33 protein-coding genes are annotated in these 24,478 nt (G+C 52.8%); 5 read left to right on the forward strand and 28 right to left on the reverse strand.

Translation table 11 applies throughout. The features are described from left to right. Positions 1 to 103 (forward strand): tail fiber assembly protein (locus PSI22_RS16525; protein ID WP_273580738.1); only part of this gene is annotated, 103 nt, incomplete at its 5' end. 54 nt (positions 104 to 157) lie between these two features. On the opposite strand, the gene PSI22_RS16530 is transcribed toward PSI22_RS16525, so the two are convergent. Beyond that, the gene (locus tag PSI22_RS16530; RefSeq protein ID WP_273580703.1) at positions 158 to 865 is read right to left on the reverse strand and encodes a Thoeris anti-defense Tad2 family protein; all 708 of its coding nucleotides are present in this window, start codon (positions 863 to 865) and stop codon (positions 158 to 160) included. Between the two features lie 744 nt (positions 866 to 1,609). Between PSI22_RS16530 and PSI22_RS16535 the strand changes: the two genes are divergently transcribed. Then, on the forward strand, positions 1,610 to 2,362 hold the full coding sequence (locus PSI22_RS16535) for a hypothetical protein (protein WP_273580704.1): 753 nt from the start codon (positions 1,610 to 1,612) through the stop codon (positions 2,360 to 2,362). 47 nt (positions 2,363 to 2,409) lie between these two features. Here the strand turns inward: PSI22_RS16535 and PSI22_RS16540 are convergent, their stop codons facing one another. From PSI22_RS16540 to PSI22_RS16575, 8 genes are all read right to left on the reverse strand, one after another. Continuing rightward, positions 2,410 to 2,628 carry an ogr/Delta-like zinc finger family protein gene (locus PSI22_RS16540; RefSeq protein WP_038193906.1) on the reverse strand — a complete coding sequence of 73 codons (219 nt, stop codon included), beginning with the start codon at positions 2,626 to 2,628 and terminating at the stop codon, positions 2,410 to 2,412. Between the two features lie 63 nt (positions 2,629 to 2,691). Continuing rightward, positions 2,692 to 3,795: a phage late control D family protein gene (locus tag PSI22_RS16545; protein ID WP_273580739.1), complete on the reverse strand. Its 1,104-nt coding sequence runs from the start codon at positions 3,793 to 3,795 to the stop codon at positions 2,692 to 2,694. Positions 3,796 to 3,803: 8 nt separating this feature from the next. Beyond that, positions 3,804 to 4,265 (reverse strand): phage tail protein, encoded by a 462-nt coding sequence (locus tag PSI22_RS16550; RefSeq protein ID WP_038193908.1) that lies wholly within the window; start codon positions 4,263 to 4,265, stop codon positions 3,804 to 3,806. Between the two features lie 2 nt (positions 4,266 to 4,267). Beyond that, on the reverse strand, positions 4,268 to 7,114 hold the full coding sequence (locus PSI22_RS16555; RefSeq protein WP_273580705.1) for a phage tail tape measure protein: 2,847 nt from the start codon (positions 7,112 to 7,114) through the stop codon (positions 4,268 to 4,270). After that, entirely contained in the window at positions 7,107 to 7,226 is a 120-nt protein-coding gene (locus PSI22_RS16560; RefSeq protein ID WP_051870631.1) for a GpE family phage tail protein, read from the reverse strand. The genes PSI22_RS16555 and PSI22_RS16560 overlap by 8 nt, the downstream gene beginning before the upstream one ends. Positions 7,227 to 7,240: 14 nt before the next feature. Beyond that, positions 7,241 to 7,558, reverse strand: a complete 318-nt coding sequence (locus PSI22_RS16565) for a phage tail assembly protein (protein WP_273580706.1) — start codon at positions 7,556 to 7,558, stop codon at positions 7,241 to 7,243. 31 nt (positions 7,559 to 7,589) lie between these two features. After that, on the reverse strand, positions 7,590 to 8,105 hold the full coding sequence (locus PSI22_RS16570; RefSeq protein WP_038185011.1) for a phage major tail tube protein: 516 nt from the start codon (positions 8,103 to 8,105) through the stop codon (positions 7,590 to 7,592). Between the two features lie 10 nt (positions 8,106 to 8,115). Then, positions 8,116 to 9,288 (reverse strand): phage tail sheath protein, encoded by a 1,173-nt coding sequence (locus PSI22_RS16575; protein ID WP_273580707.1) that lies wholly within the window; start codon positions 9,286 to 9,288, stop codon positions 8,116 to 8,118. A 302-nt stretch (positions 9,289 to 9,590) separates the two neighbouring features. On the opposite strand from PSI22_RS16575, the gene PSI22_RS16580 reads away from it, so the two are divergent. After that, positions 9,591 to 10,106, forward strand: coding sequence for a tail fiber assembly protein (locus PSI22_RS16580; protein ID WP_273580708.1), 516 nt, complete (start codon positions 9,591 to 9,593; stop codon positions 10,104 to 10,106). A gap of 26 nt (positions 10,107 to 10,132) precedes the next feature. On the opposite strand, the gene PSI22_RS16585 is transcribed toward PSI22_RS16580, so the two are convergent. The 17 genes from PSI22_RS16585 to PSI22_RS16660 form a co-directional block, all read right to left on the reverse strand. Continuing rightward, positions 10,133 to 10,480 (reverse strand): tail fiber assembly protein, encoded by a 348-nt coding sequence (locus PSI22_RS16585; RefSeq protein WP_273580709.1) that lies wholly within the window; start codon positions 10,478 to 10,480, stop codon positions 10,133 to 10,135. Positions 10,481 to 10,482: 2 nt separating this feature from the next. Further along, positions 10,483 to 12,135, reverse strand: coding sequence for a phage tail protein (locus PSI22_RS21410; RefSeq protein ID WP_306310618.1), 1,653 nt, complete (start codon positions 12,133 to 12,135; stop codon positions 10,483 to 10,485). Next, positions 12,132 to 12,740 (reverse strand): phage tail protein I, encoded by a 609-nt coding sequence (locus PSI22_RS16595; protein WP_273580710.1) that lies wholly within the window; start codon positions 12,738 to 12,740, stop codon positions 12,132 to 12,134. The genes PSI22_RS21410 and PSI22_RS16595 overlap by 4 nt, the downstream gene beginning before the upstream one ends. Next, positions 12,733 to 13,641 (reverse strand): baseplate J/gp47 family protein, encoded by a 909-nt coding sequence (locus PSI22_RS16600; RefSeq protein ID WP_273580711.1) that lies wholly within the window; start codon positions 13,639 to 13,641, stop codon positions 12,733 to 12,735. Before PSI22_RS16600 ends, PSI22_RS16595 begins: the two co-directional genes overlap by 8 nt. A gap of 4 nt (positions 13,642 to 13,645) precedes the next feature. Continuing rightward, on the reverse strand, positions 13,646 to 13,987 hold the full coding sequence (locus PSI22_RS16605) for a GPW/gp25 family protein (RefSeq protein ID WP_273580712.1): 342 nt from the start codon (positions 13,985 to 13,987) through the stop codon (positions 13,646 to 13,648). Beyond that, positions 13,987 to 14,622, reverse strand: coding sequence for a phage baseplate assembly protein V (locus PSI22_RS16610; protein ID WP_258087222.1), 636 nt, complete (start codon positions 14,620 to 14,622; stop codon positions 13,987 to 13,989). Before PSI22_RS16610 ends, PSI22_RS16605 begins: the two co-directional genes overlap by 1 nt. 66 nt (positions 14,623 to 14,688) lie before the next feature. Then, entirely contained in the window at positions 14,689 to 15,324 is a 636-nt protein-coding gene (locus PSI22_RS16615; RefSeq protein WP_273580713.1) for a phage virion morphogenesis protein, read from the reverse strand. Between the two features lies 1 nt (position 15,325). After that, positions 15,326 to 15,742, reverse strand: coding sequence for a phage tail protein (locus PSI22_RS16620; RefSeq protein ID WP_273580714.1), 417 nt, complete (start codon positions 15,740 to 15,742; stop codon positions 15,326 to 15,328). Beyond that, positions 15,735 to 15,926 carry an Rz1-like lysis system protein LysC gene (gene lysC, locus PSI22_RS21635; protein WP_442316499.1) on the reverse strand — a complete coding sequence of 64 codons (192 nt, stop codon included), beginning with the start codon at positions 15,924 to 15,926 and terminating at the stop codon, positions 15,735 to 15,737. Before lysC ends, PSI22_RS16620 begins: the two co-directional genes overlap by 8 nt. After that, a complete protein-coding gene (locus tag PSI22_RS16625; RefSeq protein WP_273580715.1) occupies positions 15,841 to 16,263 on the reverse strand; it encodes a hypothetical protein in 423 nt (140 codons plus the stop codon). Before PSI22_RS16625 ends, lysC begins: the two co-directional genes overlap by 86 nt. Next, positions 16,260 to 16,652 carry a M15 family metallopeptidase gene (locus tag PSI22_RS16630; protein WP_273580716.1) on the reverse strand — a complete coding sequence of 131 codons (393 nt, stop codon included), beginning with the start codon at positions 16,650 to 16,652 and terminating at the stop codon, positions 16,260 to 16,262. The genes PSI22_RS16625 and PSI22_RS16630 overlap by 4 nt, the downstream gene beginning before the upstream one ends. Then, on the reverse strand, positions 16,645 to 16,965 hold the full coding sequence (locus PSI22_RS16635) for a phage holin, lambda family (RefSeq protein ID WP_273580717.1): 321 nt from the start codon (positions 16,963 to 16,965) through the stop codon (positions 16,645 to 16,647). The genes PSI22_RS16630 and PSI22_RS16635 overlap by 8 nt, the downstream gene beginning before the upstream one ends. Before the next feature lie 3 nt (positions 16,966 to 16,968). After that, positions 16,969 to 17,172 (reverse strand): tail protein X, encoded by a 204-nt coding sequence (locus tag PSI22_RS16640; RefSeq protein ID WP_038248650.1) that lies wholly within the window; start codon positions 17,170 to 17,172, stop codon positions 16,969 to 16,971. Further along, positions 17,172 to 17,636, reverse strand: a complete 465-nt coding sequence (locus PSI22_RS16645; RefSeq protein ID WP_273580718.1) for a head completion/stabilization protein — start codon at positions 17,634 to 17,636, stop codon at positions 17,172 to 17,174. The genes PSI22_RS16640 and PSI22_RS16645 overlap by 1 nt, the downstream gene beginning before the upstream one ends. Before the next feature lie 84 nt (positions 17,637 to 17,720). Beyond that, positions 17,721 to 18,383, reverse strand: a complete 663-nt coding sequence (gene gpM, locus PSI22_RS16650) for a phage terminase small subunit (RefSeq protein ID WP_273580719.1) — start codon at positions 18,381 to 18,383, stop codon at positions 17,721 to 17,723. Further along, on the reverse strand, positions 18,383 to 19,516 hold the full coding sequence (locus PSI22_RS16655; protein ID WP_273580720.1) for a phage major capsid protein, P2 family: 1,134 nt from the start codon (positions 19,514 to 19,516) through the stop codon (positions 18,383 to 18,385). Before PSI22_RS16655 ends, gpM begins: the two co-directional genes overlap by 1 nt. Positions 19,517 to 19,530: 14 nt before the next feature. Further along, the gene (locus PSI22_RS16660) at positions 19,531 to 20,367 is read right to left on the reverse strand and encodes a GPO family capsid scaffolding protein (protein ID WP_273580721.1); all 837 of its coding nucleotides are present in this window, start codon (positions 20,365 to 20,367) and stop codon (positions 19,531 to 19,533) included. A gap of 140 nt (positions 20,368 to 20,507) precedes the next feature. Between PSI22_RS16660 and PSI22_RS16665 the strand changes: the two genes are divergently transcribed. Together PSI22_RS16665 and PSI22_RS16670 are read left to right on the forward strand one after the other, a co-directional pair. Next, complete coding sequence (locus PSI22_RS16665) at positions 20,508 to 22,265, forward strand: terminase ATPase subunit family protein (protein ID WP_273580722.1); 1,758 nt, start codon at positions 20,508 to 20,510, stop codon at positions 22,263 to 22,265. Next, on the forward strand, positions 22,265 to 23,287 hold the full coding sequence (locus tag PSI22_RS16670; protein WP_273580723.1) for a phage portal protein: 1,023 nt from the start codon (positions 22,265 to 22,267) through the stop codon (positions 23,285 to 23,287). The genes PSI22_RS16665 and PSI22_RS16670 overlap by 1 nt, the downstream gene beginning before the upstream one ends. A 364-nt stretch (positions 23,288 to 23,651) precedes the next feature. Here PSI22_RS16670 and PSI22_RS16675 read toward each other — a convergent pair whose 3' ends face one another. Both PSI22_RS16675 and PSI22_RS16680 read right to left on the reverse strand, forming a co-directional pair. Beyond that, positions 23,652 to 24,077 carry a hypothetical protein gene (locus tag PSI22_RS16675; RefSeq protein WP_273580724.1) on the reverse strand — a complete coding sequence of 142 codons (426 nt, stop codon included), beginning with the start codon at positions 24,075 to 24,077 and terminating at the stop codon, positions 23,652 to 23,654. 68 nt (positions 24,078 to 24,145) lie between these two features. After that, positions 24,146 to 24,478: a hypothetical protein gene (locus PSI22_RS16680; RefSeq protein WP_273580725.1), complete on the reverse strand. Its 333-nt coding sequence runs from the start codon at positions 24,476 to 24,478 to the stop codon at positions 24,146 to 24,148.

The raw sequence follows: 24,478 nt of genomic DNA on the forward strand, positions 1-24,478 counted from the left end.
TACGGAGTGGAAAAAATACTGTGTGCTGCTTAACCGGGTAGATTGCACTACTGCACCCGATATCGCATGGCCGGAGCAGCCGAAATTATCACTCAGAGAATGAAAACGATAAGAATGTTCCCCCTAACAAAAGTTAGGGGGAAATGGGAACTTAATATTAATAATTGTACCACTTGGCTTCAACTTCAAGCTGACGATTTTTTTGCATCAGCAATTCACCAATTTTCTTCGCTTCATCACCTCTATAATGAGGTTCATAAAATTCGGGCAATGCAGAGTAATGCCCAAGATGATAGGCAACACCATTAACTGTTATTGTCAGCTTTTTACTGGTCGCTTTCTGTAACTCATCTTCATATCGAGCTTCGCGGAAGCTAAAACGCAGGCTTAACACACCATCATTGATCTTATCGTCAATAGTCCAGTAAATACCGTCAAGGCCATAACTTGGGTAAGAGACAATACCCGTTCTCGCGTTATTATCTCCCCATTTTTTTCCGGGAATAATTTCAGATGGCGTTACTGACATACGCGCCCAATAACTAGCCATATCGGAAGGCTCTGATACACGGGTAAGCACTTCCCAGTCATTACCATCTAAATCATTCGGTAAGGCAACCCAAGAGATGACATTACCTGATGATGCATGATGTTCTATGCCAGACAGATAGTTAAAGCGGGTACCCACTTCGACACCGGCATGTGCCCAATAATCACCTTCTTTGACTGTTTGATTAGTGAGTCCTGGGTTACGTATCAAGAAAGCATACTTACCCCCCCAATTTTTTCTCCTCACGCATTTACCCGCTTGTAGTTGCAGTATTGCCCATGCATAAGAACCTTCTTTTGCGACTAAATCACTCATGTTTTTTTACCTCTTATATTGAAAAGACCGAGGTATGATACAGCCCCTGATTTTTTGTGAAATCGAACAGGATTGTAGGAATGAAGATACATTTTGGGGAGGTTTTGTGTAAATCAACTAGTTACATGACAAGCGTAATAAAAGTGGATAACTAGTAGTGAAAGTAGGCAAGAAATCAGCACTTTTTTAGTTCAATTAATACTCAAAATACTTATTTATGGGAATGCAGGACGAAAAGAGCGAAATACAATCGATAAACGGTCGCTTTTAATACTAAGCGTTTCATTCTGCACTGTGCATTATAGGGCTATAAACTCGGTGTTAATGAGTGCAGAATATATCGCCTATTAGTGCGGAATTGGCCGCCGCGCTACAGACAGCCGGATTTATCATCAGCAAAACGTGCCAGCGATTTTAAACAGTCTGCTGAAAAAACACCGGGTGAAAGCCGATTCGAAGCTCTACGATACCCATCAGGACAGGGATGGTGTTCGTTTTTAAAATTCAACACATTGTAATAAAAGGATTTATAAGTAAAAGTGTCCACACCATGACCACATCGACATCTAAAAAGCCCTTCGAATTTCGAGGGGCTTCTTATTTATCAAACTATCAGACAGGTTTCACATCTATACGGTGCCATCCTTGACCAATGGATATCATCTGTAATATTTGTCCATGTTTATTAAATAAGTTAATTCCATTGGTAATGATAACAAAACGAAAGTAGAAGGAAGTTATTCTATGAAGTTAGTGAAATGCAGAGAATGTAAGAAAGAAGTTTCCAAGAAAGAAAAAAAGTGCCCTCATTGCGGGGTGAAAAATCCGGGCATAACAAATCTAGAGTCCTTACTAGGCTTCGCTGCCCTAGTCATAATTTGTGTGTCTATATATTATTTTGTCAGTGGGGATGATAAGAAAGAACCATCTACCACAAATGAAGCACCAGAAAAAATAAGCGACAAAATTGAGAGTCAGGCCTCCCCCCAAGCTTTCAAGTATGCTGATGAGCACCTAAAAGACTACAGAAATAAACCACAGAAAGACCGAAAAGAGATTGTTGCAAATTTCATCTCTTACAAGAAAGTAGATAAATCTTACACCGATGTTTTCTACAACTGCTTAAGCCAGATGTCTTATACAAAATCTACCGATTTAAAACTAAGTGAGATACTTGGGTGGTGCTATGTCGATTTCAAAAAAGATCCAAACGCACTTAATGACCGAATCAACCTTGATACCTTTGTTTCAAACTTTAGCGGCTGGGATAGTTCTTACAGACCATTAGAAAAAATAATTAAAAACACCATGAATGATGATTCAAGCTATAAGCATGTTGAAACAACCTACCGATTAGCCCTTAATAAACAACCACCTTACGCTATAGTGCAAACTACCTTTAAAGGAACAAATGCCTACGGGGCAATAGTAAAAGACTCTCTTACCGCAAAGGTAGATATAAAAACAGGGGAAATTATTGAGCTAATCAATGAATAGGGGTTATTTGCCCCAAGGCTAACTGGGGCTTTACTTTAAATTAACAATCAAAAAGACATGACCGTTTGTTGGCCACTGGCAGGATGAGGGGGAGCGGCTTCAATCAGGGTCGGTTTGGTGACGTACCGGACAAAGGTTTCATGGCTGACGAACGTCGCGCCACAATTAATATTCTGGCACTGGTTGTAACGTTCTTTGGTTTGCGGCGTGTGTTCAAAACTGCTGCGGGTGTGGGCAACATGATAGCACAGGGGGCATTTCATCATAATATGAGTGCCTTATTTAAAAGGACTGCCAGCTCTGTTAGGCAATGGCGCGATTATAGCAAATCAGGCGCTCATGTCAGCATCAGAAATTTTCACTTCCAGCTCTAAGGATGAGATCAGGCCGCTGTCATTCAAGGTATGGGTGACGGTGACCAGCGTCCAGTCTGCCGCGTCAATCTGGGGCTTGAAGCCGTTGACCTGCACTTTCATTTCAGGAAACAGTTCCGGCCGTCCTTTTGCCAGTTGAATAGAAAACGAAGCGACCCCGCGCTGGATTTTCTCCCACTCGGCCTTAGCCGCCCGCTCGGCGTTGGTTTTGTTGGCGTAGGTATGTTTCAGTACCAGGACATTCCCCTCACTGCCAATCAGATAATCCCCTTTTTTTTCGTCTTTTTTCTGCGGATTGGCCTTGCTGGGCTTGCGTCGCCTGCGCTTGACGGTGACATTTTCTTTTTTCTTCGGTTCACGGGTGTTCAGCCAACTGGCCGAAACCCCGGTGTAAGCCCCGCGATCAGCCAGCGAAAAGCGATAGCCGTCCCCCGACTGGCGGGTAAGGATGACCGCAGGCAGGGCTTGACCGCTGGCCGCTTTGTTTTGCCCTTGCCGGATAAACAGCAGACAGCCGTTCTTGACCGTGGCAATGGCGCCTTCCTGTTTTGCCAGCCGGGTTAAGAAACTGCCGTCGGATTCGTTGGTCTGGTCAATATGGCTGAGGTTAATCTCAGCCAGCGTTTTGTCTATCTCCGGTTGCAGGTTGTTACGTTGAGCCAGGGTGCGCACAATGTCACTGACCGTTTTCTGGTGATAGGACTCTTCGCGGCTGATATTGAGTGTTGCCCGGAAGTCAGCGCTGCGGGCGCGGATCGTTATTTTATCCGGTGCACCACTGTATTCGATTTCATCCACGATAAACTTACCTTTGTGGATCAGCGGCTCACCCTGCCAGCCCAGATGCAAAGACAGCTCTATCCCCCGACGGGGCAGGGATAACTGCCCGTCGCTGTCGTCCAGCTCAATATCGAGCTGGTCAGCCTCAAAGCCGCGGTTGTCGGCCAGATTCAGCGAAATCAACCGGTTCTGGATAAGGGCATTGATATTTTTATCATCGGCACTGAGCACATAGACGGGGATGTTGGTGCTGCCCGTGAGCCAGTCTATTTTGGGCATCTTCGGCATCAGAATAATCCCTTGAGTTTGTTGGCCACGTTCGTTGTCAGGTCAGACAGTTGACTGTGCAGATCGCCGAACATCTCACCCAGATTTTCATCCACGCGGCGCAGGGTGACGGTAAAGTCAATCCTGCGGGCGGCGCCGTCGGCAAAAAATTCACTCTTGGTCTGGTCGATACTCTCAATGATAAACATGCCGTAAATCGCGCCGCTGCCATCCAGAAATGACCAGGCCTTGCCGCTGTCGGCCATCAGCTCCAGTGCCAGCAGTGACAGGCGGCCGCCGGAAATTTCCGGGTACAACGTGCCGGACAGGGTGAGGGTGTCATTGTTCGGCCCCATAAACTGGAACGCCGGGCGGGCGCCAACCCGATTGTTGAATCCAAAGCGCCATGACTGCTGATGTTGCAAACTCTGGTAGGGCGTAGTTTTCAGCATAAAGACGAATAAACCGAGTGCGGCCATCATGATTAATAATCCTCTCTGTCGGAAAATGTACTGCGGACGCGGGCGCGCTGTTGTTGTTCACGGCGATCCAGTTCGAGTGCGACAGCCCGCGCGATATCCTGTGCCGACTGCGCCGGCGTGGCATGGATATGAATTTCATAGGCAGAATGATGCTTGCCCTGAATTTGGTTGGTGACTGATACGGAGGAATGTTGGTATTCGGCGGCCGGCAGGCTGTGCGGATGCAGCGGCGCATTGGCATTGACCGAAGCCGCCGCCCCCATTGATAGTGCCGCCATCGCTGCCAGTGCCGCCGTTTGGCGGCGGCTGGTGACACGGGCAGGCCCGTTAATCAGTTCAGGGCCATACTCACCGACAAGGCCAAATTTCCCCGCCGGAATATAACCCCCGGTGTCATGGGCACCCGAAAAGGCGGCAAAGGGGTTTGCATGAGGGCGTGACAACTCACGGTAAGAATCCAGGGCTTTTTTAACGTCGGGCTTTTGGCTTTGCTCTTTCATAAAGTCGGGGGTCACGGCGTCTTTGATTTGTGTACCCAGCTCAGACACGTTTTTCTTTAATTCTTTCCATTTTGCCTTAATGCCGGCAATCAGTTTTTCGATGATTTCCGTGCCAAATTGTTTAAACCGTTCCGGCAGCTTCTTGGTGTCTTCAACAATCTCATTCCATTTCGTCGAAATGTACTGTCTGATGTCATCCCATTTGGTGGAGATGCTGAGTTTAATTTCTTCCCAGCGGGTCAGGATTTTTTGTTTGATGCTTTCCCATGCGGTGGAAACGTAGGTGGAAATATCGTCCCACAGTTTTTTAAACCACGGCCCCAGTGTTTCCCAGTTGTCGTAAATCAGCCAGGCAGCCAGTGCAATCATGCCGAGAATCGCCAGAATCGGGTTTGCCATCATGAGGGTGGTCGCCCCACGTATCACACCGGCCAGTATTTTAAAAGCACTGCCCAATAGCTTTAATGCACCGACCCCTTTTTTAGCCAACCCCTTAAACCCTTTACTAAGAAAGGAAGCGGCTTTACGTAATCTCCCGCTTTTCTTGCTCAGCCATTCAAAACCCTTACCAAGTGCGGACGTCGCTTTTCGCAATCGTCCCATTGATCCGGCTCCCTTAATACCTAGCATCGTGAAACCCAGTTTCACAATAAGCAACGGCCCCAGCAGGGCAGCCAGTGCTAGTGTAATCGCCCCAAAGACGGTTAAGATAACGCCCAATCCAATACCAACCATCGTTAAGGTTTTGGTCAGTTCGGGATTGGCTTTCATCCATTCACCCGTTTTGCTGATAATTTTGGTGATACGCTGGGTGATCCCGCGCAAGGGGCTGTCCACACTGCCAAAGATTTGAATGCCGAGATCTTCCCATGCCGATGACAAGCCTTTTAAATCCCCATCGAGATTATCTGTCATGGTATCAGCGACTTTCTTGGCTTCGCCTTGCGCGTTCTTGAGTTCCTTAATGAGTTTTTGCAATTCGCCGGAACCCGCTTGATCAGACAATACTGACAGGGCGGAAAAGGCTTCTTCACCCGCAATGGCCTTGAAGATACCCGCCCGCTGGGCGTTCCCCATTTTGGCGGTTTTGGCGTTCAGTTCAGTCAGGATATCGGGCAGACCGCGCAGGTTGCCTTTGGCATCCTTGGTCTGAACGCTCAGTTTAGCCAGTGCCTTGGCGGCAGCCGCAGGCGGTTCGGCCAACCGTCCCAGAATGGATCTTAGGGATGTGCCCGCCATACTCCCTTGAATACCGGCATCACCCAGTTTACCGGTAGCCGCCGCAGCGGTTTCAATATCGACACCCAAGCCCGCCGCCACCGGCGCGACGTACTTCATGGTGTCGCCCAGCATCATCAGGTTGGTGTTAGAGCGGGTGAACGCTCCCACCAAGACATCACTGACACGCCCCATTTCTTCGGATTTCAGCTTAAAGCCGGTCAGGATATTCGAACCAATATCGGCCGTGGTGGCCAGATCGGTATCACCGGCTAAAGACATCGACAGCGTACCAGGCATAGCGGCGCGTATCTGGTCGGGTTTAAAGCCGGCCATCGCATAAAAACTTTGTCCCTGCGCCACTTGATTGGCAGTGAAGGCCGTTGTAGCGCCCAAGTGGCGCGACTGTTCGCGCAGTTGCTTGAGTTCGGGGGAATTTTTATCCAGTCGGGTAAGAGCCTGTACTTTGGACATACCGACTTCAAAATCATAGCCCGGCATCATCACCCGCTTGGCACTGTAGAGCGCCCCGACGCCTGCCGCTGTAGCCGCCGCACCGGTTGCCGCCATCTGGTTGCGCACATCTTTCAGTTTCTGGTAGCGGGATCGGGCAGCCGCCAGCCGTTGTTCCTGTTGTCTCAGGCGTTCCAGTTGCTGCCCTTGTTGCTGGAGTGTGCTGGTCGTGCGGCTGATATCGGCATTGATCCGGCGTTGTGCCTGCCCCAGTTGGTTAGTCGAAATCCCACTGGCATGGAGGGCATCACGCTGGCGTTGCAGGGACTGGTTTAAGGATTGGGTTTTATCCTTAAGCTGTTTGGCGGCATTTTTGGCTTGTTGAAGCTGCCGGATCTGGGCTTGGGTCGGGGCTGAACTGGCATTAAGGGCGCGGCTCAGTGCGGCCACCCGTTCGGTGGCGCTGCGATAGGCTTGCTGGGTTTCAGTCAGTTGGCGCTTGGCTTTGCGAAAGCCCTCAATGCGGCCAGCCTGCTGGTTCAGATCGCGCAGTTGCTGGCGTGACTGGCGAAGGGTCTCCGCCAGCCGTTTATTGGCGGCCTGCGCCCCCTTGAACGGGCGGGTCAGTTTATCGACCGCGCTCAGGATGACTTGCAGGCGTAAATTTCGGTCACTCATTCTCGGCCCCACTGCGTTTCATGGCCCGGTAACGCCATTCCAGCAAATCGGGCAGGCTCATGTCGGCGGTCACGGCGGGCGACCAGTGAAAGATAGTGGCGATGTCCGCCACCAGGTCGTCAACAGTTATGGCGTCTGGAAATCGGATTTCACCGACTTCGGCAACAAAAAATTGACCACCTCGATACTGAGGTTAATCAGGTCGCCCGGCGCCATCAGCAATAAGTCATTTTTGGTCAGGGCCGGCGCGGTGATACGAGGCAACACCAGCATCACGGAATCGACATCCATTTCCATCAGGGCTTGCAGGCGGACACCGCGCAGGGCGCCGCTGTTGGGCTTACGCACGATAATGTCAGTGATAGTGGCACCACCCCGGGCAATCGGTTCTTCCAGTGTGACAGTGGCTTGCTCTGGCGGGGTGAGTGGGGTTTGTTCAGTCATAATAATGTCCTTGGGTTAAAAATCAGTGAGGTTACAGGCCGATAGCCCGGCGATGGGCTTCAAGACGGTCAACGCCGCCGACGATTTCCACCATGTTAACGGTGTCGATTTCGATCATCACTTCCCCGTCCCAGGTCAGTTTGTAGTAGGTGTTCTTGGCGCTGACCTTGGTCTGGGTGTTGTCACCCTGCTTGTAGCTGCCGTGGTCAAATTCCGAGAAGCGCCCGCGCAGCGCCACTTCAACGGCAATCACGTCGCCGGTGTCGTCACGCTGAAAGGAGCCATTGAAGCGCAGTGCGACGCCATCGACTTTCTCAATGCCCCATTGCTTGTAAAGCTGGGCTTCCACCCCGCCGAGGGTAAATTCGGCATCCAGTGCGCCATCATCCAGCCCCAAATCGACATTGGCTGCGCCGTTCATGCCGCCGCCGCGATAGGCTTCGAGCTTGCGGCTCAGTTTGGGCAGGGTTATTTCTTCCACGACACCGATGTAGTTGTTGCCGTCGTTGAACAGGTTCAGGTATTTCAGTTTGCGAGGGAGTGCCATAAGTTGCCCCTTAGCTGTTGATGCTGTTGGCGAAGTTCATCAGGTACTGGTCGGTAATGCGCTGGCGCAGCATCAGGTTTTCCAGTGGCGGGATCGGCGTGTAGTCATAATCAAGGGTCAGCTTGCCCGCTTTCAGGGTGTTCTTGTCGTTGACGCTCTCGTCATACCAGCACTGGCCGTCAATCAGGTAGCCGTTGGATTTCAGTTCGCGCAGCTTGGCGTTGATGCCTTCGATAATGTCGCGCACCAGTGAGGGGGTCAGCGGCTTGTCAATCGCCCACATATGCGCATCGGCCATCGTGTCGGCCAGCACCTGCGCCGTGCGGGTGTAGCTTTCAAACTGAAACAGCGGATCATCGGAGCAGGTACGGGAGCCCCAGAAGCGGAAGCCGTCCTTGCGGATCAGGGTGGTGACGTCGTTCTGGTTGAGCAGGTTGGCATCGGTGGCGACATCCTGTAAGTCCCAGAAGACATCGGCTGAAATGCCGGTCACGCCATTGACGCCGACGTTAGACAGGGTTTTATGCCAGCCGGTTTCCTCGTCAATTTTGGCACGCAGCCCCAGCGCCCGGGCGGTCACATACGCCACGCTTTTACTGTTGGCAACCGTATCCCAGCTTAAGAAATCCGGCCATATCAGCATGATTTCACGCTGGTTAAAGTTGCTGCGGTACTTGATGGCATCACTAATCGTCTGGCAGCCATAGGCGCTGACATAGGCCATCGCCCGCAGCTTCTGGGCGATGCCTGCCAGAGCAGTCGCGACGGGTTGGGTGTCGTGACCGGGCACCCCCAGAATACGCGGTTTGACACCGAGCTGGCCTTGGGCGGCCAACAGGGCCTGCATCCCGGTTTTCTTGCCTTCGTCGGTGACGCCACCAATAAGATTGGAGGTGGTTTCCGCCTCGGTTTCACCCTGCGCGACCCGCACCACCACGGTGACAGGTTTGGCCTGGTCAGCAATGGCACGCAGAGCCGGGGACAGGGTGCCGGTTTTGCCGGCCTTGCCACTGGCGGTCAGGACATCGGTCAATAAAACCGGGGTGTTTAAGGGAAAGAGGTTGGGGTCGGCATCATCCGCCGTGCAGACTAATCCGACAATGGCGGTGCTGACGGTGGTAATGGTGCGGGTGCCTGCGTTGATTTCCTGCACGCGCACGCCATGATGATAATCTTGGGCCATAGCGAAAAGCTCCGGTAAGGGTAATTTCGTTATGGTGGTGGTTGTGACAATAAAATGCAGTGGGTTGGGGTTGTGTGGGGGCTGGTACAAATCGGCTGGGTCAGAATGCCGGCGGATACAAGGGTTTTGCGTGTCGGCACGGAAGCCGTCTGATTTAGGCGGTGCTTTGTAGGCACGGTCAGACAAAGCAGAACAGTTAAAATATGTGCGGGGGTTGAGTACCCTGCATTGGCGATATCAAGCGGCGGCGTCTTTATCACCGCGGATACGCGATACCTCAATGAATAAAAAATGGAATACGCATGATTACCTTAAAAAATTTCAAACGCTATCAACCTGAAAATCCCCCGGTCAGTGCTATTTATCTCATTTCCGAGGACGGCAAGGATTGGTATGAAGCCCAAAAATTATTTGCCACGGATACATTCAAAGTTGCTTACGACAGTCAAGGCGTGATCCGCACAGCCCACTATGATGTCAGTGGACTTTTCCCTGAGGGATTGTCGGTTTCTGAGATTGACAAAAACGAGGTGCCTGAGGGTTTTCGCAATGACCATACATGGCAATATAAAGAGGGGAAAATTATTCGCCAGGGGCTAACACCCGAAGTATTACGCCGACAGGCTGAGTATAAAAGACAAGGTTTGATAGTACAGGCCAGAGAAAATATTGCCTCTCTTCAGGATGCGGCTGATTTGCTTATCGCGACGGCCAGAGAAAAAGCCGACCTCTCCGCCTGGAAACGGTATCGGCTGGCACTTTATCGTCTCGATATCTCAACAGCCCCCGATATTGACTGGCCTAAATTGCCAGAGTAACAATCAGGGGCACGTAGCCCCTGTTTTCATTTCGGCTGCTCCGGCCATTTAATATCGGGTGCGGTAGTGCAATCCACCCGATTAAGCAGCACCCGGTATTTACGCCATGCGGTTAGTGCGGATTTCTCGGCATCGGTGGCGATATCCAAATCAACGGCGTCCTGACAGATATCAATTTTCTCTTTGGCCGCCCTCAGCAAATATCGTTTCTCATACTCTGCATTTTGCTGTAACTGCTCTGGTGTGGGCGGTGGATTAGTTATTTCGTCAACCTCAGCCTCTGTAATGGGCACCAAACCGGGCGATATCCAGTCGTCTGGGGTATCTGATTCATACGCATAAACCTGATTATCTGTTGATTTGAAATATTTCATAATTACCTCAGTTCCATCCACGTATTGATTACCACCCATTCAAACGGGCGCGCCCAGCCCCCCTGGACACCATATGTCGCCCCAGGAGGGACGATTGCAGACAGGGACACCACCTCATCAACATCTGTCCAGCGGTACGCAACCCGCAATCCATTCACTGTAATATCAATACTGAATGGGTTTCCCGTGCCTGTTCTGTTTGATTCAATGTAAACAACGATAGGTTTATCGTTGCGATTTGTGTAGGTAGCTTTATTGCGGCGACTGGATGTCACATCGGTCCAGTTCTGACCAATACCGAGCAGCGTCTCTTCTAATGCAACGGTGCCTGATTTTTTGCGAAAGCTGGCGTAATACTGAGTTTTATCTGATTTATCCCGGTACAGAATTCTCAACATGTCGGCATTTTCATGTGGAGTTGCAGAAAGCTGGACGTAATAACCAGTCACATTTATTAATTTTAAGCCTGCCCAATCATGCGTCGCCTCAACATTGACACCCCCACACGAAAACATTTCAGAGGATTTTTTCAGCGCATAACGGTCATTCGCTTCTTTAATCGAATAGGCACCAACCACTGCCGCTGAAGGAGGAAATGCTTCGCTGTACGCTCGCGACCATCGCCCATCTTTATGGCGATCATGCAGCGTTGTCCCGCCAACCCACCCTTTAGCTTCAATATCGTCGTCAGCATAAACCTTCCCTGTAATTTGTCCGCCTGTTTTCGGATAGGCATTTTCCGCCTGATCGACCGTTCCCGATAAACCGAGGTTTTCTACAAACCGTTTTGGGTCAGGGATGTCTGCGCCGTTCTGGTTTTTCTCCAGACGAGAATTAGCATTGTTATTCGCATTAGCCGCATTTTGGGTTGCGGTATTCGCCAGTGATTTAGCCTCATTGACGCGGGAATCAATTTCCCCTGGGGTATACGTCCCTACGTCCCCCGCACCCAACGAAATATCAGAAGACAGTGCCTTCCCGTTGACCTTGCGTGTCGCCGGCACACGGCCGTTAGCATTATCCCTTGCGGCATTAGCCAGGTCATACGCCACCTTAACCGCTTTCGGAGTTGCTGCCTGGGTTTCACTGTGACTGTCTACTGCACTGCTTAAGATCACAAAACCTTTATCCTTAAGCGTGGCGTCGGGATGGCGGCGACTGTTCTCATGGTCTTTAATGGAGTTTGTGACCCGTAAATCCACATACTCGCGGGTGGCCAGCACCACAGCCGGATCAATTTTCAGCGTCACGGCATCCGTACTGCTGACAATCAACACCATGCGAAGGGTTTGTGTACGTCCTGAGCCTTCTTGCAATTGCGGTTTGTAAGTTTCAGCGCAGTTGCCGACCGCAATCAAAATACCGTCCTTATCAAACAGGCCGATTTCCCGTATCCACCAACCGCCTTCGCTTTCTGGTATCACCTGCTCGGCAATAATCTGGTGGGTGTTTTTAGGATCAATGCTCAGAACATTAATCGCCGCGCGGCGACGCTCGTTAATGAGTTGGGCTTGTGTCGTATGGGGTGTGGGCAGACTGCCGCCGCCATCCCCCACCGCCATCTGGGTAATTTCCAGTTTTGTGCCTAATGCGGCCGCGTTCGCCAGTTTGTCCGCCCCCAGTCGGGTGAGCAGGGCAAAGTATTTCATACTCATGATTTAATCCTCATCTCATCAATAACATGCACACCGACACCGACGACATCAGAGCCGGTGACAGTGATTAATTCAGGAACATAGGGATAAACGGTTAAGATATCGCCGTCATAGCTGGCCGCGGCACAATAGGCTGCGCCACCGGTTTCCAACTGGATGGACATGCCGATCAGATGGCGCGAAGCGGGTTTGGCATCAAAAATCAGCCGTTCCAGCTCAAAATAGGTCGCCTCCGTGATGCCGGTGTCCATCACGCCGATATCCAGCCGGAAGGTGCCGGGCGGGTCTTGGTTTTGCCACCATTCAATCACGCGGATTAAGTAACCGAACGGCTCTACCACGCGGCGGATGGCGCCAATCGTCCCCTTGTGCTTATGGACGAACATCGCGGCGTTAATCGACTCCCGTTTGACACGCTCCGGCCAGTCCATATCCCAGCGGTCAACCGACCATGCCCACGCCAGATAGGGTAACAATTTCACCGGACAGCGATCCGGATGCCACAGATCACGAAGGGGGACGGGAATATCGGCCAGACTGGCGAGCGCTTCGGCGGCAGCAATTTCCAGCGGGGAAGAGCCGACCGGCAACAGGCGGTTATTCATCAGAACCCCCAATGATGACCTCTGAACGGGTACAAAAACTGGCCTGGGTTTTATCCAGCACCATGTCTGTAGCCGGTGTTTTCAGGTCAACACGCTGGACGCCGGGGGCATGCAGGGCGGCAAAGATGGCACTGCGCACGATATCGCGCCCTATGCGGTGCTGTTCCGCTGTGTAACGGGCCAGCCGTGCCTGTACATCCTGCAATATCGGCTCATACTCCGGTGTGGGGTAGAGGTACAGTACGGCATCAATTTCATAATCAACAATACTGGCGGACTGCACGGTCAGGCGATCGGCAACGGGGCGCACGTCCTCATCATTCAGGGCGGCATTAACGACGGCGATCAGTTCATCACTGGCCGCCCCGTTCCCGTCACGGGATAAGATGCTGACCGTGACGTAAGCCGGTGCGGGACTGATGACCGAGGCATCGGCCACCCGGCCGTCAGCACTGCGTGCGTAGTATTCGTAAGAGGCCACTGGCCCCGCGACACTCAAGCCCTCAAACGCCTGCGGAATACGAACCCGAAAATCCGCGTCCGATTCCATCACGGCAGGGACAGGCGGCACGGCGTTATTGTTGGCAGGCTGCAAGACCAAACGTCGCACATGGTTATTGGCACCGAGCTGGTCTAAGTCGCTGCCTTTGGCATAGGCGACCATCGCCGCCCGTGCCGCTTCATTGATGCGCTGGCGCAAAAGTAATTCACGGTAGGCATTTTCCTGTAACAGCTTGGTGACAGGCTCCGATTCCAGCGCCAGTGTGCGGGTGAGGGCCTCTCGCTGCGCCGATGGGGTCAGGGAGATCAGCCGGGCTTTGCGTTCGGCAAACAGGGTTTCAAAATCCAGCGGTTCGACGACATCCGGCGGGGGTAACAGGCTTAAGTCAAGGGTTGGCATAGTCTCACCTCACAGGGACGGAAAACGTGATCGGATCGCGGGATGGCTGATAATAGCCGTGAATATCAACGGTGGTCTGTCCGGCCATACCCTGATTGACGGTGATGGCGGTCAGAATAATACGGGGTTCCCATTGCCGGATAGCGGTATAACAGGCGGCCATCAGTTGCAGGCGCAGGGCGGCATTTTGCGGCGCGTCAATCAGTTCAGACAACAGCGAACCGTATTGGCGGCGGGCAAGGCGGCTCCCGACCGGGGTCAGCAGAATGTCACTGACCGACTGGCGGATATGGGCGATATCGGTCAGCCGCTCGCCGGTTTGTCGGTTCATGCCGAGATACCTCATCAGACGGGGCCGCCTGATGTGTCACCCCCTGACCGGACGCCCGTGTGTTGATGGGTATCCACGACCACGCCGTTGGAACTGAATGTGCCGCCGGTGTGTTCAATATTGCCCGTCATTTTGCCGCCGTTGCGCACGATCAGGTTGCCTGTGCTCATGAGCTGCGTACAGATGACCTCCGGTGTCTCCAGCGTGATCCGGGTGCTGGCGACACAGGTGATTTCCGGGGCGGTAATATGGCCAGAGACTGAGGCCGTCACGGTGGCGGTTTGAATGCCTGTGACGGTCAATGCGCCGGATTGCGGTTCATATTCCATCACCGCGCCATCAGGAAAACGAATGTGCGCCGCTTCAGGAGACGCCGACGGGGCGGGGAATTCATCGGAAAAAATGGCCGGCAGGACAAACGCGGTGGTCAGGTCGCCGCCGATGGACAGCAATAATACCTGCTCATCCACACTCGGCGCCCACCAGGTACGGGTGTGTCCCGCTCGGGCGGTCAGCCAGTGCAGCCAGTCGGTTTCAAGGTTGCCTGTTCTGACCCGGCACAGTCCCCGTGGGGTATCCACCTGGGTGATGATGCCAATCCGGATCAGGTTGCGCAGCCGGCGCAGGAGTTCGGTTAATTGTGTGTTCATGCCCACAACATGTCACCAAAGATTTCTGTCTGCACATAATAGGGTTTGTGTCCGCGCTGGCACACATCAGCGGGTAAGGTGGGAAAGAATTTGTTCTTCGATATGCTGGATATCCTGCAGGGTCAGTCCCAGCAACCGGCGCTCAGGGTATTTGACTGTCATGTTTTTACCCCGCATCCGCTCCTTTAAGCCGAACTGGTGTACCCGGGCCACGGCGGCCACTTTCGGCGCGAAGAAGATCACGGCTTCCCGGTCATTGGCGGACAGTCGCAGGTAGCGGGCCGTCGCCAGCTTCTTAAACATACGGGTCTTTTTACTGGCCTTGCGGGTGTTGATGCGGTCGGTTTTGACTTCCAGCATGCGTTGGATATCGTTTTTGTAGAAGCTGCGAACCGCTTTACGTTCGGTATCATAGCCCGTAATCACCTGGCCGTTTTTGCCTTTGCGGGTCTGCCAGTTTTTCAGGGTACGGGTTTCCCCGCGCCAGACAAACTTCATCCCGCGCTGTACGGTGAGGATCTTCGCCTTACGCTGAGTGAATCGGCTGCCGTCGGGATTACGTTGTGAGCGGATGCGCTGCATCTGACTCTGGCGTAAGTCCCGGGCGATATCACGGGCCAGTTGCTTGCGACTGGCGGGCGAAAGTTGGGTCAGCAGGGCGGCCAGTGCCGTGTCCAGAGGTTGCAGTTCGTTGTTTTCCATGTCACCACCGGTCAAACGGGTTTTCGGGTTCAGGGAGGGCGGTCACGGTGCTGGCGTCACCTTGCTGGGTGATCTGCACCCGTTCTGTCAGCTTGAGATCAATACTGATATCGGCGGTGGTGTCATTAAGAATATTGATATCAAAGGTAAAGCCGCTACGGCGGTTATCGGGATTGGCGAAGATATCGGGCTGGTGCTCACGTAGCCAGTGCCCGACTACCGCCATCAGGATATCCTGATCGCCCGGATAGCCTTCAATAATCAGGTTCAGTGTGTACTCGTATTCGTAAGACAGTGACGGCGCCATGGTTGCCAGCACGGTGCCGTCTTCAACAAACACATGCAGATATTCGGGGTTGTCACGCAGGTAGTTAATTTTTTCCGTGAGCCGTTCCCGCAGTAATCGGGGCTTATTCATGGGGCACCTGTCTGGTCTGTTCGATTTGTCGGATAGCCTGTTTATCCAGATTGCACTGCTCAATGACCGTCAGTAACTGTACATTCAGCAGCAGACTGTCACTCCATGTCATTGTGTCGGGTAGGGCTGGAGACCGACAGTCCGCGAGCAGATGTGCCGGGATCGGTATCGGTGGCACCGGCACGTATTCGGTTCGTGAGTTGCTGCAACCGGATAACAGCCCCATCAGGCACCAGGCGATTGGCGCAGTTATTATTGACAACAACCGTTTTGATGGCCGTTTTGGTTTGCTCAGAATCCACGGCTGACCGATCCCGGCTTTCGCGATTAATTCGTGAGATATCATTGATGATCCTGATGGATTGGAAAGCGTTGTCGGTAATGGCCTGCTGATTCGTGTACTGAGTCTCCAGCCCGTCATAGGCTTTGACTTTTTTCTGATACTGAGAACGGGAGAGCCAAAGCAAGCCGGAGACGATAATCAGAGCGCCTAGGGTGAGGTATTGACTGTTGAATTTCATACCGGTATCTCAATATGGGGCGCATCCAGAAATTTAGCCGGCTTATCATGGGGGTTGTTCGTCCAGGTCATGCCAAACCGCAGTTTTATTCCCAGCTCGCCACCAGCTTGATGCAGGGCATTTAATACCGGAAGCCAACAGGTATAATCATTCCAGTCAGCCCCTACCGGAAGCAGATCAACCGCATGACCTGTCAAATGGCGGGAATTCATTGTCCGGCTTTTCTTTTCAGCAACCAGTTGCTTTTGGCGTTCAAGCGTTCTGAGGCCTTCAATCACGGTGAAATCGACCGGAGATAATGCCAGCGCACGACGAACGACCGCCACCAAATCAGGATGGACGCCCTTGAGGTTATTTTCACTGCGCTGGCTGAAGGTAAAGTTATTCATTCTGCCCCCCGATCCGTTTGTTGATAGCACGGATAGCGATACCCCGTATTTTCTCAACCCCCATAAATCCAATGGCCCCCCCGATTGCCGGGGCAAAACTCCCCGGAATGCCGAATATCTCTAACCCGCTGGACGCACTCCATGACAAGGCACCACAGAGCAGCGCTTCAACCCATCGGTTCTTGCGTTCTACGCCGTCATAAATCAGGCGACCGTAACAAATGGCTATTGCCAAAGCAGAGCCGGAGATCTGCGGCCACGAATTTTGCAGGCCATTGAGCAGTTCGACCCATATATCAGGTTGTTTGTCCATGTTCTAATCCCATAATTGAATCATCGGTGTCACGGGAGCGGGGGCGATGTCCGGCAGTTCAATCTCAGTGCCGTGGGGCAGGATAGCCCCCCAATCGGCCAGACCGGGATTGGCATCAAGTACCCGCTCAGTGACGCCCTGTGTGCGTCCATAGTGGCGCCAGCAAAGGGCGTCCACGGTGTCATATTGTTGTGCGCGTACCCGCATCAAATCAGCTCCACCATCACATGATCCTGCCCCTGTATCCGGCGCAGCGCCCATTGCGCATCGCGCCACAGGTCGTCAATGGTGGTTTCCATCGACTCAGCCTTTTTCGTGCCGGGTTGAGTGGTGTCGATATCGCGGTAGCGTTCGGTCAGGCTGGCTTTGGTCAGGCAGAAGACGGCGCGGTGATAGAGATAAACCAGCTCGCTTTCCTGATCGATAAGACCGGCCGGAATGGCGGCTAACGTGGCATACCCCCTGGCGATATTCAGCCGCCGCCAGGGGGTCAGCTCGCGGTTAACCTCAACAATCGCATTGGCGATGGCCTGCTTTAAGCGGGGTGTTGTTACCGTACCGTCGGTGCGCATGTCGTCCCGGTAACGCCCCATTTTGATGGCCGGATAAAACGGATCGCTGCTGATAGTCAGAGCGGCATCTTTGGCGGGTTCGGGGGCAATAAAATCCATACGGTCACCTTAAGTTAGGTGGGCGGTGGACGGGGTTTTGAGACTGTCGCCACCCCGTGCCGCCCTAGCGCGTTGGCATGTTCGTTAAGTGTGGGGGTTCTGATTGCGGATCACTCTGGCGAGCTGCTCCAAATCTTTTTTCACACCCACACGGTGGTTCAGTTCGAGCGCCCGGCTCAGGGAGCAATAAGCCGGTTGTGGCCGGTCATTATCCCGCTGGCTGTAGCCGAGCCATTTGTACAGTTCTGCCCGCACTTCATCGGGCATATCCTGCTCGTGGGTCAGATGGATTGCCCGCTCCAGTGTGGCAAGAGGCAAGGGTGACCTGGCGGTATAGCTGCGTTGGGCGGCATCGGCAATTTCTTCCGCCACGGCGCAGCCCGTGGTGCGATTATGCCCCTGTGGCATGGTGAGATGGTATTGCAGGGCATAGCTAGCAATATCCAATGCGCCGTCATACTCCCCGGCATCAATGCGCCACAGCATGACATACATCAGCACATCGTCCTGGACGCCATTACCGGCCTGTAACACCCCCGTCACCCACGGGGCATAATGGGGCAGTAATTTGCGCTTTAACGCGGCCTTACTCTCCATCGACTGAATGCGCTTTAACTGTTGGCGGTGTTGCCCCAGCATCAGCAGCATCTGGTTATAGCCGCCATTGTTTTGCAGGGCGGGGCCGTTCAGTTGGGCGGCTTCCCTGGCCTGCTCACGCATCCGGTGACGTTGCCACGGGCTGGTCATTACTGATCCTGGTTGTCTTTGACAGGGTCTTTTTCATTGTCGTTGACCCGGTCTTTTTCAATCACGGCACTGACCGTCTGCCGCTGTGCGGTCTGGCTTTTCGCCGGCAGCATCTCGATATTTTCAATCAGAGCCACCCCGCGATAATCTTCAACCACATACGCTTCATTGACCGATTCGTAGTTTTCAATGCGGTCACGTTTGGGGTTATCCAGCACCGAGCGGCGGCGGGTGCCTTCCTGATAGTAGACAGACAGGTTATCCAGCCGGGAGATCAACAGCGCCTTGGGCGGGAAGTACGGCACCCGTATCGCCGGCAGGTTGCCGATGCGTTTCTGGCTGATAATCACGTCTGCGGCCATTTTTTCGCTGTTAGGCTGGGATTGGTTGACCAGCGGGAAGTATTTGTCGGCCAGCAGTTCACGGCCACAAATCACCACCAGTTCGGTATCATCCTGATATTCGGGGTCAATGGCGTTGTTGACTGTATCCATCACCAGCGCGTCCAGGTTATTGAAATCACCGCCCTCACCGACACGGATCACCGTGGCAATCACTTTGCCGTTTTCGTCAATGATGCTGCTCATGACATGGGTGGGCGCATCCCGGCGGATTTTTTCCAGCCAGCCGATATTCACATCTTCCAACATCGGGTATTTCGTGCGGTTGGAGCTTTTTTCGCGCCTGATGCCGTTCCAGCCGATCATGATGCGGTCAAGCGCCTGGCGGCGAATGATGGCGTTACGGATACGTAACTGGAAATCCTGAAACTTCGCCCACAAATCGAGCTTGGCGTAACTGAGACTGGTATCAAAGTTCGTTTGCTCGCACTTGTATTCAATCGCCGTCAGGCGGGTCGGATCGGTGGTTTCACGGTCTTGGCTGTCGGTGTCGGTGGTGCCGGCAATGGTGGAGCCGACGCCTAAGCCAATCGCCTGGCCGGATTGCTCGCTAACCGGAAGCACATTGACCTTTTGCAGGAAGTCGGCGCTTTGCTGGATCTCGTCTTCCAGTGTCTGCGCCACGGACGGTTCGATCTGCACCTTGCCGCTAAAGGCGCTGGCCTCAACGCCGTGGATTTCGCCCAGTCGCGTCATGTATGCATTAAATTTAAATCGGGTTTGGTTCTTCATGGGGCTGGGTTCCTTTAGCAGTTGGTCAGGTGTTCACTGGCCGGGGTGTCGGCGTTCTGCGATCCCAGTGAAACAGGGCGCTGGTTTGGTTTGCTGTCTTGCTGACTTAATTGCGTGGTTAAGTCATTCAACCGGGTTTCAAGTGCGGTCTGTTTCTGTTTGAGGTCAGCCACTTCGCTGATTTGTTGAGAAAATGCGCTCACGGTGTCCGCCGTGGCCTGCTGCTCTTTGGCGCACAGTTCAACCGCCTGATAGACATCGTTAAAGCGGGCATCGTCAGATTGCTGTTTTTTCTGGAAGAACGTCTGGACACGGGAAAAGAGTGAGGGCTTGTCACTTTCTTCGGGTAAATCAATAAATTCGAGTACTGTCTCTTCGGCGGCGGTAAACAGGTTGTCAGCGTGCTGCTTGCGGCCATTGAGCGGATTGATGGCCGCGCCGGCACTGAACTTTAACATCTCGGTGCCGAGGCTGGCCGGGCTGTCAGTGACGGCCAGTCCCACCAGATACGCGGCGCCGGAGTCAGCAAAATCCAGGTTGATCTCGGCTGAGGTGTAGACTTTCTGGCGCTTGCGGTTCAGCTCAATCAGTTCTTCTGTCGGGGAGAGGATCCCGTACAGCCCCAGCTTGCCGGCCAGTGCGCCGTCCTTGATTTCTTCGGTGTAGACGGATTCCACATCCCCGAAGCGCGGACTCCATGAATAATTGTAATGCTCCTGGTTGATGCGGGCGCCATAGGTGGTCGGGTTGTAGCTATCCGCAATCTGAGTCAGCCAGTCACGCTGGATTTTGCGCCCGTCGGTGGTGGCGCCTTCCACACAGATACGAAACGGTTTGGATTTCTTCGGCATTGTAAGCCCCGGTTATATGGGTCAGTCATGGCCTCTTAGTTTGTGTCGTCGCGCCGGGGAAACAATAAAATGTGGTTGTGCCGGGGCTGGCACAAAGGGCAGGCACGGAGAAATCGCGAACGGGTCTGTAGTCTGGCGGCATGAAAACGATAAACGACTTGGATCCCCGAAAACACGCGATGCACCTGTATTTCAACGGGTATCGGGTCGCGCGTATTGCGGAAATGCTCAATGAGAAATCGGCCACTATCCATAGCTGGAAACGCCGCGACAAATGGGATGACGTGACCCCGTTTGAGCGGGTCGAACTGTCCCTGGAGGTACGGCTGTGTAAACTGATCGCCAAGGAGCAGAAAGAGGGCAGGGACTTTAAGGAAATCGACCTGCTGTACCGCCAGTTAGAGCGGCAGGCGCGGATTAACAAGTACAGTCACGGCGGCAATGAAGCCGACCTGAACCCGAAGGTGGCCAACCGTAACAAGGGCGAACGTAAGGCACCGGAAAAGAACGTCTTTAGCGACGAACAGATCGAAAAGCTGGAAACGCTTTTTCAGGCAAACATGTTCGGTTATCAGAAAGTCTGGTATGACGAGGGACATAAACACCGTATCCGCAATATCCTGAAATCCCGCCAAATCGGCGCGACCTACTTTTTTGCCCGTGAAGCGTTTATGGATGCCTTAACGACCGGGCGTAATCAGGTTTTTCTGTCAGCCAGTAAGGCACAGGCGCATGTCTTCAAGCAGTACATCCTTGAAATGGCGCGGGAAGTGGATGTCGAACTGAAAGGCGATCCGATCACCCTGAGCAATGGGGCGATACTGTATTTTCTCGGCACCAATGCCCGCACCGCGCAAAGCTATCACGGCAACCTCTATCTGGATGAATATTTCTGGATACCGCGCTTTCAGGATCTGCGCAAGGTGGCCTCCGGGATGGCGATACACAAACACTGGCGCCAGACCTATTTTTCCACCCCGTCCAGCCTGACCCACAGCGCCTATCCGTACTGGTCGGGCAAACTGATTAACCGGGGACGCGCCAAGGCAGATCGCATTGACATTGATGTCAGCCATGACGTTTTGGGCGGCGGCCTGCGGTGTGCCGACGGCCAGTGGCGGCAGATTGTCACGATTGAAGATGCCGTCAGGGGCGGTTGTACCCTGTTTGACCTTGACCAGTTACGGCTGGAATACAGCCCCGACGAGTACCAGAACCTGCTGATGTGTGAGTTTATGGACGATATCGAATCCATTTTCTCACTGCCCCTGATGCAGGGCTGCATGGTCGATAGCTGGGAAATCTGGAATGACGTCCAGCCCCTGATGCTGCGCCCGTATGGTTACAACCCCGTCTGGATCGGTTATGACCCGGCCAAGGGCGGCGAAAAGGGGGACAGCGCCGGTTGTGTGGTGATCGCACCGCCGCGGGTGCCGGGCGGTAAGTTCCGCATTCTGGAGCGGCACCAGTGGCGCGGGATGGACTTTCGCGCCCAGTCGGACGCCATCCAGCGTCTGACCGAACAGTATAATGTGGAGTATATCGGCATTGACTCGACCGGCGTCGGGCATGGAGTTTACCAGAACGTCAAAGAGTTTTTCCCGGCAGCACGGGAGTTTGTCTATAACCCGTCGGTCAAAAACGCCCTGGTGCTGAAGGCGTGGGACATCATCAACCATCGCCGGCTGGAGTTTGACGCCGGACAGACGGACATCGCCCAGAGTTTTATGGCTATCCGCCGTTCGACCACCGCCAGCGGCAACCGCCCGACCTATGAAGCCAGCCGTAGTGAGGAGGCCAGCCATGCCGATCTGGCCTGGGCCACCATGCACGCCCTGTTTAACGAACCGATCACCGGTGACACCCCCCAACACAGAAACATCGTCGAGGTCTACTAATGAGCCGTAAAAGTAAAAAACGCCAGCCGGTGAAAACCCCTGCCCAGTCAATGGAAGCCTTCACCTTTGGCGACCCGATCCCCGTACTGGACAAGCGCGAGGTGTTTGATTATCTGGAATGTGCCCTGGTTGATAACTGGTACGAGCCGCCGATCAGTTTTAACGGACTGGCGCGGTCGTTCCGAGCAGCCCCGCACCACAGCAGCGCGGTGTATGTGAAACGCAATATTCTGACCAGCACCTTTGTTTCCCATCGGTTACTGAGCCGGCAGGCGTTCGATTCGTGGGCGCTGGATTTTATGCTGTTCGGCAATGCTTATCTGGAGTTACGCAAAAATCGCCTTGGCCAACCTTTAAGCCTGCATCATTGCCCGGCCAAATTCACCCGGCGCGGGGAAGATTTGGACACCTACTGGTTTGTGCGTTATGGCTATCAGAGCCAACCGTATGCGTTCGAGACGGGGCACGTGTTTCACCTGATTGAACCTGACATTAATCAGGAGTTGTACGGTTTGCCCGAATATCTGGCGGCGTTGCCCTCAGCCCTGCTGAATGAATCGGCCACGCTGTTTCGGCGCAAGTATTACCTGAACGGCAGCCATGCGGGTTATATCCTGTATATCAGTGATGCCTCACAAAATATTTCCGATGTGAACAATATCCGGGATGCGTTAAAGAACAGCAAAGGCCCCGGCAACTTCCGCAACCTGTTTCTGTATGCGCCCGGCGGTAAGAAAGACGGCATTCAGACCATCCCGCTTTCCGAGGCGGCGGCCAAAGATGAGTTTTTAAATATCAAGAATGTCAGCCGTGACGATATGCTGGCCGCGCATCGCGTGCCGCCGCAGATGATGGGGATTATCCCACAGAATACCGGCGGCTTTGGCGATGTGGAGAAAGCGGCCAAGGTCTTTGTGCGCAATGAGCTGATGCCGCTGCAAAGCAAGATGAAGCAATTGAATGACTGGATAGGGGAAGAGGTGATCCGGTTTGAGCGCTATTCATTGGAGGATGAAGAATAACGTCCCCCCTTGTCTGAGTGGCCGCCTGCATGGCGGTCTTTTTTTGCCCGAATAAAATATAATTTCATCAGTAATGATTGCATAATGAAATTTGAGGTCGCCACGGCCATCAAACACCACCGCGCGCAGTCATGACCCCGCCACGCCTGCTCACTAAATGCAGTGCTTTTTATGCACCTGCACGGGATCGTTTGAAGCGCGCCAGTACTGGGGCTTGATGAGGTGTGAGATCTTTGTTGAATTTTGCAGATTGGTGCGGGAAATAAATACTTTTATGCAGTTAAGTAAACGAAATATCATTATCAATGAGAGGAAAGATCAATCCGCTTAAAAGCTGATTGATCTATTGAATGTGGCTAATAAATTACCAGAGTACTATTTTCCCATTTGCATCTCTTTTAGCTGGTGCCTCACCAAGCTCAGCATTTACGCAGAACTTATTGGCTTTTACCATAGCGCTTATACGCTCTTTCAGGCGTTTTTTATTGCTATCGCTAGCCGCATAGAAATTAATCACTGATTTACCATTTTTTCTATAAACATCAGCTGATTCACCGTCTTTAAAATGGACTGTATCTACACTGTAACCCCAGTATTCAGGTTTATAGCTATGCAGAATCAATGGATCATATGTTCCCCACTCATTTGCTAAACAACTTGCTAAATACTTCGGTTCATTGTCTGAGGTATACACAGCATACGGCTTGCCTTTTGCAGGCGGCTCAAATTCAAGCCCAGCACATCCAGATAGCGTTAATGCCAAGATAGAAGTGGCTATAATTTTTTTCATAAAATATTCCATATGAAATAATATTACACATAAATCATGAGATTATCATTTTGTGACATGTCACACCATCACAACTTCACCTCATGCCAACCCAGCGTAGCCCAACAAGCTAAATCACCAGACAGGCAGCATTCTGTCACCGGAAGTGCATCACCACATTTTTGACATTGCTGCTCTGCCAGTGTTTCCATTGTCTGACGTAATTCCGCATCGTCTTTACGAATCAGCAGCGTGAGGTATTCAACCACGTTATAGGGTTCGCGTCCCGGCCGTCTTAATTCACAATTTTGTTTCAACATGTCCAATTCTTGATTATCGATCAGCAGTTCTATCTTGGTAACGCCAGAACTTTTCTGGCGTTGACGCTGGGCGGCTTTACGTTCTGCGGGGGATTTAGCCAT

This window comes from Xenorhabdus aichiensis (assembly GCF_028598775.1).
Classification (GTDB): Bacteria; Pseudomonadota; Gammaproteobacteria; order Enterobacterales; family Enterobacteriaceae; genus Xenorhabdus; species Xenorhabdus bovienii.

Bases quoted from the DNA above. Each gene is read 5' to 3' on its own strand.
- PSI22_RS16530 (WP_273580703.1), bottom strand. From the start codon at position 865: ATGAGTGATTTAGTCGCAAAAGAAGGTTCTTATGCATGGGCAATACTG.
- PSI22_RS16535 (WP_273580704.1), top strand. From the start codon at position 1,610: ATGAAGTTAGTGAAATGCAGAGAATGTAAGAAAGAAGTTTCCAAGAAA.
- PSI22_RS16540 (WP_038193906.1), bottom strand. From the start codon at position 2,628: ATGATGAAATGCCCCCTGTGCTATCATGTTGCCCACACCCGCAGCAGT.
- PSI22_RS16545 (WP_273580739.1), bottom strand. From the start codon at position 3,795: ATGCCCAAAATAGACTGGCTCACGGGCAGCACCAACATCCCCGTCTAT.
- PSI22_RS16550 (WP_038193908.1), bottom strand. From the start codon at position 4,265: ATGATGGCCGCACTCGGTTTATTCGTCTTTATGCTGAAAACTACGCCC.
- PSI22_RS16555 (WP_273580705.1), bottom strand. From the start codon at position 7,114: ATGAGTGACCGAAATTTACGCCTGCAAGTCATCCTGAGCGCGGTCGAT.
- PSI22_RS16565 (WP_273580706.1), bottom strand. From the start codon at position 7,558: ATGACTGAACAAACCCCACTCACCCCGCCAGAGCAAGCCACTGTCACA.
- PSI22_RS16570 (WP_038185011.1), bottom strand. From the start codon at position 8,105: ATGGCACTCCCTCGCAAACTGAAATACCTGAACCTGTTCAACGACGGC.
- PSI22_RS16575 (WP_273580707.1), bottom strand. From the start codon at position 9,288: ATGGCCCAAGATTATCATCATGGCGTGCGCGTGCAGGAAATCAACGCA.
- PSI22_RS16580 (WP_273580708.1), top strand. From the start codon at position 9,591: ATGATTACCTTAAAAAATTTCAAACGCTATCAACCTGAAAATCCCCCG.
- PSI22_RS16585 (WP_273580709.1), bottom strand. From the start codon at position 10,480: ATGAAATATTTCAAATCAACAGATAATCAGGTTTATGCGTATGAATCA.
- PSI22_RS21410 (WP_306310618.1), bottom strand. From the start codon at position 12,135: ATGAGTATGAAATACTTTGCCCTGCTCACCCGACTGGGGGCGGACAAA.
- PSI22_RS16595 (WP_273580710.1), bottom strand. From the start codon at position 12,740: ATGAATAACCGCCTGTTGCCGGTCGGCTCTTCCCCGCTGGAAATTGCT.
- PSI22_RS16600 (WP_273580711.1), bottom strand. From the start codon at position 13,641: ATGCCAACCCTTGACTTAAGCCTGTTACCCCCGCCGGATGTCGTCGAA.
- PSI22_RS16605 (WP_273580712.1), bottom strand. From the start codon at position 13,987: ATGAGGTATCTCGGCATGAACCGACAAACCGGCGAGCGGCTGACCGAT.
- PSI22_RS16610 (WP_258087222.1), bottom strand. From the start codon at position 14,622: ATGAACACACAATTAACCGAACTCCTGCGCCGGCTGCGCAACCTGATC.
- PSI22_RS16615 (WP_273580713.1), bottom strand. From the start codon at position 15,324: ATGGAAAACAACGAACTGCAACCTCTGGACACGGCACTGGCCGCCCTG.
- PSI22_RS16620 (WP_273580714.1), bottom strand. From the start codon at position 15,742: ATGAATAAGCCCCGATTACTGCGGGAACGGCTCACGGAAAAAATTAAC.
- PSI22_RS16625 (WP_273580715.1), bottom strand. From the start codon at position 16,263: ATGAAATTCAACAGTCAATACCTCACCCTAGGCGCTCTGATTATCGTC.
- PSI22_RS16630 (WP_273580716.1), bottom strand. From the start codon at position 16,652: ATGAATAACTTTACCTTCAGCCAGCGCAGTGAAAATAACCTCAAGGGC.
- PSI22_RS16635 (WP_273580717.1), bottom strand. From the start codon at position 16,965: ATGGACAAACAACCTGATATATGGGTCGAACTGCTCAATGGCCTGCAA.
- PSI22_RS16640 (WP_038248650.1), bottom strand. From the start codon at position 17,172: ATGCGGGTACGCGCACAACAATATGACACCGTGGACGCCCTTTGCTGG.
- PSI22_RS16645 (WP_273580718.1), bottom strand. From the start codon at position 17,636: ATGGATTTTATTGCCCCCGAACCCGCCAAAGATGCCGCTCTGACTATC.
- gpM (WP_273580719.1), bottom strand. From the start codon at position 18,383: ATGACCAGCCCGTGGCAACGTCACCGGATGCGTGAGCAGGCCAGGGAA.
- PSI22_RS16655 (WP_273580720.1), bottom strand. From the start codon at position 19,516: ATGAAGAACCAAACCCGATTTAAATTTAATGCATACATGACGCGACTG.
- PSI22_RS16660 (WP_273580721.1), bottom strand. From the start codon at position 20,367: ATGCCGAAGAAATCCAAACCGTTTCGTATCTGTGTGGAAGGCGCCACC.
- PSI22_RS16665 (WP_273580722.1), top strand. From the start codon at position 20,508: ATGAAAACGATAAACGACTTGGATCCCCGAAAACACGCGATGCACCTG.
- PSI22_RS16670 (WP_273580723.1), top strand. From the start codon at position 22,265: ATGAGCCGTAAAAGTAAAAAACGCCAGCCGGTGAAAACCCCTGCCCAG.
- PSI22_RS16675 (WP_273580724.1), bottom strand. From the start codon at position 24,077: ATGAAAAAAATTATAGCCACTTCTATCTTGGCATTAACGCTATCTGGA.
- PSI22_RS16680 (WP_273580725.1), bottom strand. From the start codon at position 24,478: ATGGCTAAATCCCCCGCAGAACGTAAAGCCGCCCAGCGTCAACGCCAG.